10 protein-coding genes are annotated in these 11968 nt (G+C 48.6%); 6 read left to right on the top strand and 4 right to left on the bottom strand.

The window, feature by feature from the left end:
- The first annotated feature begins 197 nt into the window (after nt 1-197).
- Nucleotides 198-926, top strand: a complete 729-nt coding sequence (locus tag AB1656_02475; protein ID MEW6234229.1) for a hypothetical protein — start codon at nt 198-200, stop codon at nt 924-926.
- A gap of 150 nt (nt 927-1076) precedes the next feature.
- Here AB1656_02475 and AB1656_02470 read toward each other — a convergent pair whose 3' ends face one another.
- A complete protein-coding gene (locus tag AB1656_02470; protein ID MEW6234228.1) occupies nt 1077-1649 on the bottom strand; it encodes an aminodeoxychorismate/anthranilate synthase component II in 573 nt (190 codons plus the stop codon).
- Nucleotides 1650-1651: 2 nt separating this feature from the next.
- Nucleotides 1652-3136 carry an anthranilate synthase component I gene (gene trpE / locus AB1656_02465; GenBank protein MEW6234227.1) on the bottom strand — a complete coding sequence of 495 codons (1485 nt, stop codon included), beginning with the start codon at nt 3134-3136 and terminating at the stop codon, nt 1652-1654.
- A gap of 1399 nt (nt 3137-4535) precedes the next feature.
- Here trpE and AB1656_02460 point away from each other — a divergent pair.
- The 3 genes from AB1656_02460 to AB1656_02450 all read left to right on the top strand — a co-directional run bounded on the left by AB1656_02460 (nt 4536) and on the right by AB1656_02450 (nt 9374).
- A complete protein-coding gene (locus tag AB1656_02460; protein MEW6234226.1) occupies nt 4536-5519 on the top strand; it encodes an acetyl-CoA carboxylase carboxyltransferase subunit alpha in 984 nt (327 codons plus the stop codon).
- Nucleotides 5520-5655: 136 nt separating this feature from the next.
- Nucleotides 5656-8115, top strand: a complete 2460-nt coding sequence (gene lon / locus AB1656_02455) for an endopeptidase La (protein ID MEW6234225.1) — start codon at nt 5656-5658, stop codon at nt 8113-8115.
- Between the two features lie 686 nt (nt 8116-8801).
- Nucleotides 8802-9374 (top strand): hypothetical protein, encoded by a 573-nt coding sequence (locus AB1656_02450; GenBank protein MEW6234224.1) that lies wholly within the window; start codon nt 8802-8804, stop codon nt 9372-9374.
- Between the two features lie 112 nt (nt 9375-9486).
- Here AB1656_02450 and AB1656_02445 read toward each other — a convergent pair whose 3' ends face one another.
- Nucleotides 9487-9894 (bottom strand): hypothetical protein, encoded by a 408-nt coding sequence (locus AB1656_02445; GenBank protein ID MEW6234223.1) that lies wholly within the window; start codon nt 9892-9894, stop codon nt 9487-9489.
- A gap of 66 nt (nt 9895-9960) precedes the next feature.
- Between AB1656_02445 and AB1656_02440 the strand changes: the two genes are divergently transcribed.
- Both AB1656_02440 and AB1656_02435 read left to right on the top strand, forming a co-directional pair.
- Complete coding sequence (locus tag AB1656_02440; GenBank protein MEW6234222.1) at nt 9961-10131, top strand: hypothetical protein; 171 nt, start codon at nt 9961-9963, stop codon at nt 10129-10131.
- A 632-nt stretch (nt 10132-10763) separates the two neighbouring features.
- Complete coding sequence (locus AB1656_02435; GenBank protein ID MEW6234221.1) at nt 10764-11129, top strand: BlaI/MecI/CopY family transcriptional regulator; 366 nt, start codon at nt 10764-10766, stop codon at nt 11127-11129.
- 280 nt (nt 11130-11409) lie between these two features.
- Here the strand turns inward: AB1656_02435 and AB1656_02430 are convergent, their stop codons facing one another.
- Nucleotides 11410-11598 carry a hypothetical protein gene (locus AB1656_02430; protein MEW6234220.1) on the bottom strand — a complete coding sequence of 63 codons (189 nt, stop codon included), beginning with the start codon at nt 11596-11598 and terminating at the stop codon, nt 11410-11412.
- Between the last annotated feature and the right edge of the window lie 370 nt (nt 11599-11968).

Below are 11968 nucleotides of genomic sequence, written 5' to 3'. Positions count from 1 at the left end.
CTACAATTCAATGTGTATACTATATTGATAGTCATAGATGGGATAAGGAAATTTGTAAAGGGGGAAATTATACAATCAATTATTTTTCGACGACTCTTCTTACTTCAGGCGGCTGAACTGTTACGATTTCGTTTGGGAACCAAGCCTGGAAGAACGACAACTCCGTAATTGCGTCCGGCTGGATCCCGCAGGTATTCATGAATCGATGGAAAAACGATCCTCCAACCGCCGAACAATACTTGTCGCTGATTCGCAATCAAAATCGGGAAATGGATCCGCGTTGGTGCGCGACGATCGCATGGATGCTTTCCAATCAAACGTCGGCTTGGCCGCTGGAGAAAAATCTGGAATATTTGCAAGTCGTCTTCAAACAAGCGGCAGAAGAAAAGCGTCCCGCGGCGAAGCAATTATATCTTATGAGTTCTTCCTGGATTTTCCAAAAAGCGGAAGCGATTATAGCCATAAAAAAGGAAGCGAAAGAATCGTTTAACAACGGCCTCGTTCTATCCATCGATAAAGCGGCGGCGGATATTATACAATACATGTTGGAAACGATCCAAACAACGAACACAGAATCCAACGAAGAAAAGGGACTATTCAATAGCTATCTTTCCGGATTGCTGGAATATTATTTATTGTTTGTTCCCTCCGTCGAATCGAAGAAGAATGTCAATCCCGCCGAGTATCCTGCATCATGCAAGCAAGTCGATCGAATCGCACCCATTTTCAAATCGATACTCGAGAAGAAAGAATCGATTTACAAAATAAACCATACTTTTCAAATGCTGGTTCTACGGATGGATTTATCAAAAGATATTTCGTCCGACTACCTTACGTCTTTGAAGGAAGATGCAAGATTTCAAGATCAAGAATCGCAAGACGCCATACAATTTATGAATAGCGTTTACCAAGCGCGCAACAAATAATCTAATATTTAGTTATTTTCCGCAAGAATCGGGAAATGCAATGCAAAATGAATTTGTATAAGAACCGTAGTACTATCTAATCGAGATATGCCCGGCGGGTTGAGCGATGCTTAATCCGCTTTTTTTGCGTCTTGAAGACCAAAGACAGACTCACCGTTCAAGAATTTTGAGGAAGTTCCCCAGCAGGCGTTTGCCTTCGACGGTAAGGATGGATTCGGGGTGGAATTGCACCCCGAAGATGGGCAGTTCTTTGTGTTGCAAGCCCATGACTTCGTCCTGGTCGGTCCAGGCCGTCATTTCCAGGCAATCGGGCATGGATTCGCGGTCTACGAGCAGGGAATGATAGCGGGTGGCGACGAAGGGATTGTCCAATCCTTTGAATACGCCGCCGCCGTTGTGGTAGATCAGCGAGGTTTTGCCGTGCATGAGGCGGTCCGCCCGCCTCACTACGCCGCCGAAATACTGCCCTAGGCACTGATGGCCGAGGCAGACGCCGAGGATCGGCATCTCTTTGTGGAAGCGTCCGATGGCGGCCAGGGAAATCCCGCCTTCATCAGGGGTTCCGGGACCGGGAGAGATGAGCAGCCCGCTCGGCATCTTGGCGGCGATCTCGTCCAGCGCGATTTGGTCGTTGCGATGCACTTCCATTTCCGCGCCCAGTTCGCCGAGGTATTGATAGAGGTTGTAAGTAAACGAATCGTAGTTATCGATGACCAGCAGCATGGTTATTCCTTCAAGCATTCCGCCATTTCGATGGCGCGCAGCATGGCGCGGCTTTTGTTCGCCACTTCTTTATATTCCAATTCGCGGTTGGAGTCGGCGACGATTCCCGCCGAGGCCTGGAAATATGCCTTCTTGTCCACGACGACGATGGTGCGCAGGGTGATGCAAAAATCGAGGTCGCCCGTGAGGCCGAACCAGCCCAGCGCTCCGGCGTAAGGTCCGCGCCGGGTGTTCTCCAACTCCTCGATGATTTCCATGGAGCGGATTTTCGGCGAGCCGGTGACGGTTCCGGCGGGGAAGACCGCTCGCATCAGATCGAAGCCGTCTTTGTCTTCCAATAGATCGCCTTCCACATTGGAAACCAAGTGCATGACGTGGGAATAGCGCTCGACGTACATCAAATCCGTCACTTTGACGCTGTGAAAAGCGCAGACGCGCCCGATATCGTTGCGTCCCAGGTCCACCAGCATGATATGCTCAGCCTGCTCCTTGGGATCCGCCGCCAGTTCCTTTTCCAGGAATCTATCCTCTTCCGGCGTAGTCCCGCGCCGCCGCGTCCCCGCGATGGGGCGATAAATAACGTGTTTGTCGGTCTGCTTCACCAGAATTTCCGGCGATCCCCCCACCAGGTATAAGTTCTCGTATCGGAAAAAGAAGGTGTAGGGCGAAGGGTTGATCCGCCGCAGGGCGCGGTAGAGATCGAGCGGGCCGGACTGCAATTCCACCTCGTTGCGGATTCCTACTTGAATCTGGTACGTATCGCCCGCCTTGATGAATTCCATGCAGCGATCCACCGCCTGCATGAATTCTTCCTTGCTCCAATTCGTCTTCACGGCGGGCGGCGTGGGCGATCCTGCGCCGAAGGAGATCGGCGGCAGCGGCGCCCTCAGTTTTTCCACGATGGCGCCGATGCGTTCGATTCCTTGCTGGTAGGCGTTCTCCGGCGAGGAATCCACGCGCACATTGGCGGCGACGGTGATAGTGCGCTCGAAATGGTCGAAAATGACGATGGAATCGGCGAAATAGAAGACGGCGTCGGGGATGGAATAATCGTCGCGGTTGTTGAATTGCAACCGCTCGAAATGCTGAGTCATTTCGTATCCCATAAATCCGACCAGTCCCCCGAAAAAAGGCGGCAGCCCTTTGATGGGAACGGCCTGGAATTGCGACATGAACTTTTCCAGAACGCTGAGGGGATCGTTTCTCTCGCCGAGAATGTGTTCGATGCGCTCGCTGCCGTTTTGTTCCGTCAACAAGCGGTCTTTACAGACGAAAACGCGGGAGGGATTTGTTCCGATAAACGAATATCTTCCCAATTTTTCCCCTTGCTCCACGCTTTCGAGCAAAAAGGCGTAGGGATCGTCCTGCGCCAACTTGATGAAAGCCGTCACCGGCGTTTCCAAATCGGCCATAATCGCCTTGCAGACGGGGATCGTATTGCCCTTGGCGGCAAGTTCCTTGAATTGTTCGAGAGAAGGTTGAAACATGAGGGAGTTCCCGTTTTTTAAAAGTTAATAATTCACAAGTATCCTTTTATGAGACAGTTACTAATCATTTACTTTATTTTTACTCAAGACAACGCAGAAAAATATTGTAAACGGTTTTAATGTAATGGCGAAGGGTTGGCATTTATCAAGTTGGATTGATTCAATGTTTGAATCAGGGTAACTATTTAGCCGTATGAAGAGAAGAAATGCGAAATACCCCTTTAAAGGGGGGGGAGATTTCTCGCTGTCGCTCGAAATGACAATAGCCCGGGGCAAATGACAATAGCCCGGGGCAAATGACAATAGCCCGCCGTTTCAACGGCGGGTGTACGGCGGGATTTCTTTTTTTCGTGTTTTTTTTATTTCGCGTCTGAGCCATGCAAACATCGTTTTGGATCGTCCCATTAACTTATTCGCGTGCTCAACCTGAAATAATTATTTCGCCCTTTCAGAGATTAAAAACAAGAATTTTTCTTCAATCGGGTAAACTGTTACGAAAAAGAAATAGCGCAGAGATAACGTCAGCAGGTTATCTCCTTGATGAGTTTGTTTTTTTTATGAATTGGAAGACCGGGGCGGCAAAGGTACGGCATTTTATTTTTCTTTTCCATCTTTCTTATTCATTGAAAAGATCGAAGGAACGTCCGATAAAATTTCCTTGCCGCCCTGCGGTTTGCTTCAACTTTTTTCTCAGTTTTCCGTTTTCGCCAAGGGGCTTCACTGCCCTATAGGCAGGCCGGTTCCCAGGCGATCGTTTCGCCATTCCAATCCCAACATGGCGAGACGACCGTGAGTTCCACCCCCGCTACTCATTCACCGATGCGCATACTAAAAGACTGCGCAAGGTTATCGACGATGCCATCCTCTTCCACTTCGCTATTTAGCGGCGAGTACGGCGGGGACTGCTCGGCGCGCGCCGTGAGAAGGTCCCTCTTTTATTATGGAGCAGGGCGCAAATTGGGAATGTTAATGGAGTGATGAATGATGAGTGGTGAGTGATGAAAAAGATTGATGGGTCAAAAAACGCGACCCATCCTACTTTTCTGCGGGATGCGGTGGGCTACGCTTCGCTTTAAGCCCACCCTATGGGACTGTTATCTCATACTATGCGGCTACGAAAAAATAGGAGATTTTTGGATTCAAGTACTCACAAAGCAAGTGCGCATTGTTCATTTTGCCTATTCCGGGTAAACTACTATTTCTATATTATTGTCGCAGCGATTGTTGCATTGCCTCCGCCGATAGGAAACGTTTAGACGATGCTCCGTTTGTAGAATGGCGGCGAATACTATGAGCGACAAGCCGATCCCTATTCGCCCTAGAACAGCTAAGAATAGGGAAAAATAGTACACAGGCCAAAAAGCCGACGCGATCGGCGGCTGGCGAGAGAGTGGATGCCATGCGTTATTTGGAATTCGAAAAACCATTGCGGGAAATCGAGCTGAAGATCGAACAACTCGAAGTATACGCCCATTCGCGGGATATCGATCTGACGCATGAAATCCGTCCCCTGAAAGAAAAACTCAACGCGTTGTTGGAAGAGATTTTTTCCCATCTCACTCCCTGGCAACGAGTTCAATTGGCCCGGCATCCGGATCGGCCATATTGCTTGGATTACCTTAAGCGCATAGCGGATGATTTCGTCGAACTTCACGGCGACCGCGCCATCGCCGACGATGAAGCGATCGTTACAGGTTTTTGTTCGATCGATGGCAAATCCGTGGCCGTAGTGGGCCATCAAAAGGGCCGGGATACGGAAGAAAATATCCGGCGCAATTTTGGAATGCCCCATCCGGAAGGCTTTCGCAAGGCGCGCCGGATCATGGAGACCGCCCATCGTTTCAAATTGCCCATCGTTACGTTCATCGATTCTCCCGGCGCTTTTCCCGGCATCGGCGCCGAAGAGCGCGGCCAACATTTGATCATTGCCGAAAACTTGGAAATGATGTCCCAACTCGGCGTTCCGGTCATCAGCGTGGTTACGGGCGAAGGCGGCAGCGGCGGCGCTTTGGCCATTGGCGTGGGCAACCGCGTGTTGATGCTGGAAAACGCCTACTACGCCGTTTGCACTCCCGAAGCCTGCGCCGCGATTATTCTGCGCGACCGCACCAAGGCTTCCAATGTGGCGGGCATCATGCGCATCGTTCCCTCCGATTTGAAAAACCTTGGCATCATCAACGAAATCGTACCCGAACCGCTCGGCGGCGCTCATCGCAATCCGGATGAAACGGCTGGCAATGTAAAACAAGCCATTTTGCGCCATTTGTCCGAATTGGAGGAACTCAACTCAGAAGAGCTGATCGAAGACCGGTATCAACGCTATCGGAAAATGGGCGTTTTTTACGAAGAACAAATGCCTAATCCGACGATCGCCGGGAAATAACGGCGCATTCCGCCGATTCGCCGGCGGCGCCAAGATATCATCGGCAAACTCATAGCGGTTGGACTGATAATCGACGATCGCTGTTTCCATCGACAATCATCGCTCTCGAAAAGGATCGATAGAAGAGTTTTTAAACATGACGCAATCCAAAAAAGAAAAAATACTGCTTTCAGGACGAATCGATTCCGATTCGCCGGACGTTTCTCTCAAGGACGATCCAGCTTTAGAGGAGAGGGAGGATTCTTTGAATCGGGGGGAAAAAAAGGACGGCTCGGCGGAACTGGAAGAAAATCAATATCCTCTTCTTCCATTGCGAGACGTCGTTATTTTCCCCGGCATGATTATTCCCCTCTTCGTGGGACGGACGAAATCGGTTGCGGCTTTGGAAGCGGGAATGCAGCGAGACAAACGGATCGTGCTCGTCGCTCAGAAGCGGATGGACGTAGACGATCCCGCCCCCAGCGATCTTTATACCATCGGAACCCTTATCAATATTCTGCAATTGCTCAAACTGCCGGACGGTTCCATCAAGATTCTGGTCGAAGGCATCGAGCGCATCAAGATTGAGCGCATCGTCTCCGAAGACCCTTTCTACCTTGCTTCAACGAAGCCGTTTTTCGAGCGGGAGGAAGAGGGTCCCAAGGTTCAGGCCCTTTCGCGCCATGTCAGCGAATTGTTCGAATCGTACGTCAAACTCAACCGGAAAGTACCCCAGGAAACCCTGCTTTCCATCATGAACCTGGAAGATCCCGGACGCCTGGCCGACAACGTATCCGCCCATCTTTCCGTTAAGGTAAAGGAAAAACAGCGTCTTTTGTCCAGCATTTCTCCTGCTTCCCGCCTAAAACAACTCTCCCAGATTCTCAATAGCGAGTTGGAAATTCTCGAACTCGAACAGCGAATCAAAGGCGATGTCCGCAAGCAGATGGAGCAATCCCAAAAGGAATATTATCTCCACGAACAGATCAAGGCCATTCAGCGCGAATTGGGCAAAGACGGCGAAAGCGGTGAGGATTGGAGCAAATATCGCAACCGGATCAAAAAAGCCCGCATGAGCCAGGAAGCGGAGAAAAAAGCCCTGGAAGAACTCGACCGCCTCAACGCCATGCCCAATCTTTCTCCCGAAGCCGCCGTCGTGCGCAATTACCTGGATTGGCTCTGCGACCTGCCTTGGTCCAAAAAGACCAAAGATCGCCTTCAAATAAACAAGGCGGAAGAGATACTCAATGAAGATCATTACGGTCTGGAGAAGCCGAAGGAGCGCATCCTTGATTTTCTCGCCGTCCATCAATTGAAAAAGGAACTCAAAGGCCCCATTCTATGCTTCGTGGGACCGCCGGGCGTGGGTAAGACTTCGCTGGGCCGATCCATCGCCCGCTCCATGGGACGCAAATTCGTCCGCATCTCTCTGGGCGGCGTCCGCGACGAAGCGGAAATCCGAGGCCATCGCCGCACCTATATTGGCTCCATGCCGGGAAGAATCATCCAGTCCCTTAAAAAAATACAATCCAACAATCCCGTTTTTCTTTTGGATGAAATCGACAAAATGAGTATGGATTTTCGCGGCGATCCTTCCTCCGCGCTTTTGGAAGTGCTCGATCCGGAACAGAATCACACCTTTAGCGATCATTATTTGGAAGTGGAATTCAACCTCGCCAATATCATGTTCATCGCTACGGCGAACGTTACCCATCCCATTCCCCCCGCCTTGATCGATCGTATGGAACTCATCGAAATTCCCAGCTATACGGAAGAGGACAAAGTCCAAATTGCGATGAACTTTCTTGTCCCTAAGCAGATTGCCAACCACGGCCTGGATCCCTTTAAACCGGAATTCACCCGGCAAGGAATCGTGCAGCTGATCCGCGATTACACCCGCGAGGCGGGAGTGAGAAACCTGGAAAGGGAATTGGCCTCCGTTTGCCGCAAACTCGCCCGCAAGGCCACCTCGAACCAGCTGGAGAATAAGGTGAAGGTAGAACCGGAAATGGTAAACGAATTCCTAGGAATTCCCCGCTTCCGCGAGCCAAAGCACGGCAAGGAAAACGGCGTCGGCTGCGCCACCGGCCTGGCCGTAACCAGCGTGGGCGGCGAAGTGCTGGCGGCGGAAGTTACGATCATGGAAGGAACGGGCCAGTTGATTCTCACGGGAAAATTGGGGGAAGTCATGCAGGAATCCGCCAAAGCCGCCCTTAGTTTCGCGCGCACCCGGGCGCGATATTTGAATCTCGTCCGCGATTTCTACAAACGCTTCGATATCCACGTCCATATCCCCGAAGGGGCCATTCCCAAGGACGGCCCTTCGGCGGGCATCACTATGGCCACCGCCTTGATTTCCGCACTGACGGGACGTCCCGTCGTTCCCAATCTCGCTATGACGGGCGAAATCACTCTACGCGGCAAGGTGCTTCCCGTAGGCGGCATCAAGGAAAAAGTGCTGGCCGCCCATCGCGAGGATATCCAAAGCGTTCTGCTTCCCGAAGACAACCGCAAGGATATACCCGACATCCCCAAGCATGTCCTCGAAAAAATGAATGTGGAATTCGTTAGCGATATGGATCAGGTGCTGGATCGCGCCTTAGCGAAAAGCGTCTAATGGACGTCTCTTCTTTCTTGCGAATCGAATTTATCGCTTTTCGATTCGCGGAAAATTGGTTGTTTGGTATTAGGATCATGTAAATTCGCAACGGATTATGCTTATAACTCATGTTACGCGCGATAGTTAATTAAAGGAATCTCTTATTCTCGCCGGTTGAATCACGAAAACGCGATATGAAAAGAAATACACGAAAAAGAAATTCCTTCCTCAACCCGCCGTTGAAACGGCGGGCTATTCTCGTTTGCCCCTTTAAAGGGGCATTTGGCAGCAGCCCAGCCTTTCAAGGCTGGGAGAAGAAAATTCGCGGCTTTCGACTCTTTTCGAGTTTCGAAAGAGCGATAATCATGGAAGCCTCAACGTCTTTATTGAATGTTATTACCAATGGCCTGACAGAATATGCTGCGTAACATGAGCTTTTAAACTTGCTTTAGGGGGAAGAAGGATGGTAAAGTAAGTAAAAGACGTTCCCTTCGACCATATTTTCTTGGAGTGCATCCACGAAAATATATTTCAATAAGATGAGATTCTAAAAACTGAAGGACGTCGTATTCGATCTTTTTTTTTGGCCTCTGTCGAAATCAAGATATATTGAATTATATATTGTATAAGATCATCCGCAGAGAAGCGGATAGTAAATGGGTGTTTTTTATGCAAAATTTTCTATTCGGAAAAAGTATTACACTATGCCAACGCCTATTATAATCATTGGATCGTTTGTTCTCGCGGCGGGAGTTGTAATTCTCGCGGCTTTTGTCTATCTGTACCAAGCAGCGGGGGCTAAAAACGGCGTCAGCAGGGATACATGGCGCGATTTCGTCAACAACCTGCACCAGCTAAAACAACGGGATCGAAAAATCGGCATTCTTGTTTCTTCGGACAAAAAAGCGTTGGATTTGGCGCAACGCGTGGAGGAGCGCATTCTTCCCGCTTTCGAGTTCGCCGTCGATTCGGTAGTTCATACCGACGCCATCAGACTGTTGGAAATGAACACGCCCCGCGATCAAATGCCCCCTAATTGCCATGTTGTGGTTGTCATTACTTGCGCTATCCGCAACGACAATTATATCGTTACGTTTACCTATTATTCCTCCAACGCCATCGGCCAACGCACTTCAGAACCATTGCGCTACCGTCCCGACGAGCTCAGATTATCCTATGCGGAGTGGAATAAGTTGAAGCGAAGGGACGCCCTGCGTCACAACTTCCGCAAAATGTTCTCCAGCTTCATCGCCGCCGTAGCCCGGAAAATGGATTGACGCCTTATTCGGCGCAGGAACTCCCTATTCAAATTGGCTCGATAATATTTTCAAATCGTAATCGAACCGATGGTAATAAAGGTTCTCTTCCTGACTTCGCACTTGCAACACCCTAAATTTCGTGAATGGCTTTGAAAAGGGTTTTCTGATCTTGATCCATATTCAAGAGGAGGCTTTTTTTTCTTGTGAGTCGGGAAGTGCCCAACAGGATTTGCGGATGCTCGAATTTTCCATCCTTGGAAAAGCCCATCTTCCGCAAGTCGTTTTCCGCTTGCGACTTGTATCGGCTGTGAAGGCGGTCCAGAAATTTATACAAGGCGCTCACGGAGCAATTCATTCCGCTGTACCGGCGCAGGTAGTCCACCGTCTTCAATTTGCTGGCGGGATACGCCAAACGAGCGAGAACCAAATGCCGAAATAACTCATCCGGTATTTGCTGGAATCCGATGCGGTCGAAGAGCGTCCCGAAAATGAGCTCCGGGCCAATCGTGTGAATGCTGGCATTGGAGAGCGTCTCCAAGGCGCTCTATACGGCCTGGTCGACCGGCGTCTGCATCGCGAACAATAATCCTTGATCGGGGTCCGGATGGCGAACGAAATGTTGTGCCTGCCGCCACAAGCGTTCGATTTCATCGCCGTCTTTCGCGGTCCCGACGGCGCGAACGACTCAGTATCGCCCCTGTTCTTTGCGGACGACTTGGACGCTGACCGAGCCGCTGCGATTTTTGATCTTACGGGCGAACATGCCTCCATTTAAGGCTTGCAACACCCAAAATGCAATTTCTTTATACCCTAAACCTTTGATAATCAAATCATAATTTCTTCGAATATAGTAATACTATAAATGTAGTTTTATGAGAGCGGCTTGTCCATGAATAATTTTTCGAATTTAAATGCCTTTCAGAAAGGCTCCAAACGAGATTCCTCGTCATACATTGAATCCTAACCATAAATGCCGATCTCTATAGGATTTTAAAGAGGGCATTAATCTATTGTCTTATTGCGCCAAACGGCAAGCGCATTTTCCTTTCGAAAAAAATATGAGCCTCTTGCAAAACTCCATTATTCCTCCCCCAGGCGTGGGGGAGGTTAGGAGAGGGTTTTCTTAAGCCTAATAAAATCACCTCTCCTCTAACTCCCCCCAAACTTGGGGGGAGAATTAAAGCGTAGACTTTATCCTTTTTGCAAGAGCCTCCTATTTTAGAAAAATACCGAGTTTCAATGAATAAAAATAACTGGCTGGATTTTATCATCTTATAATCCTCGAAAAATTTTTTGAAACATAAACAAAAAATATCTTGACAAACCTTTTCATCTCTGGTAATTTTATAATATTATGAAAGATGTAATATTAAGACGAATTTCTTTTTTACGCTGCGAGGAATAAATATGTTTGAAGATGTTACTCCATCTGAGATATTGTTGTTGAGTATTATCAATGAATTAGGAGAAGGAGACGTCTTTCGGCTGCTTGAGAGAACCTCCTTAGAAAAAGACTGGAAATACAGTACGGTAAAATCATTTGCGGAGAGATTGCATAAGAAGGGCTATGTAGAAGCGAAGAAGGTAGGCCGCCGTTGGGTATATTACCCCGCCATGCCTAAAGAAAAATCGTTCATGATGATTATGAAACAGATTTTCGGATTAAGTCTGGATCGAGATTTAAGCCTGATGGTGAGCTATCTCGTCAACGAAAAGAAATTAAGCAAGCGGGATGAAGAAATTCTTAAGACATTATTAGAAAATCCCAAATGAAGCGGATGAAGAGATAAAACCTTGATCTCCTATATCTTTTCCCCTCAAGTTTTTCTTTTTTTGGATGCGCGTAGCATTTAAACGGCTTGCTGAAAAAGAAGCATCCATTCTTGGGGTATGGAATGTGGGTGTTGGTTCTAATGAAACTCCTGATTCCCTTCGATATATGGATTATTTCCTCAACCATGCCCAGATGGGAGAGGATGGTACGGATAAGCAAAAATATCGAGACCGCGATTTGGGAAAGTGGACGCAACCCGGAGATGGCCAAAAGAGACGCCTATCCGCCCGCCCCGCCAATAAAAGAGAATTCCCGGCCTAATTCACCATCGAATTTTTCAAAAAAGGTCGACTTTTCGCGCTTGTTCTTTTTAAAGACCCATATCTCCAGTCGCCAACGATTTCCCCGTTTTTCCACATCCGGATTTGCCGCGTTGATTCTTTTAACCTTTATCGTCAGTATTTCCATTAGTTCTCCCTTAATTGAAACAACGCATGTCTTATCTGAAAAAGAGAGCAACCTATTTCCTTCTCCCCGTTATCTTATTCCAACTCCCGCGGAAAGATTGAACGCCAAACCTATCATTATAGGTGATACCGTATGGCTGGCAGAGCCGAGTTTAGGCTTATTTTCTTATCGCATCGAAAACCATAATCCTCAGCATGGCGGATTCAACGAACGGAAGTCGAACGCGGCGTATACGGCAAAGTAACGTATCGGTTTTAGTTTCGAATTTTTGAAAGTGAAAGAGGGAAAACGATGAACGCCCTGGTAAAAAAATTACGGATGCTCCTTTCGTATTACTTTCCCTGTCATATTGGTTTTCTATTATTTATAT

The sequence above is a fragment of the Candidatus Omnitrophota bacterium genome, assembly GCA_040755155.1.
In the GTDB taxonomy this organism is placed as follows: domain Bacteria; phylum Hinthialibacterota; class Hinthialibacteria; order Hinthialibacterales; family Hinthialibacteraceae; genus JBFMBP01.
Note: the sequence above shows the minus strand (reverse complement) of the source record. Positions and strands in the feature narration are given on the sequence as shown.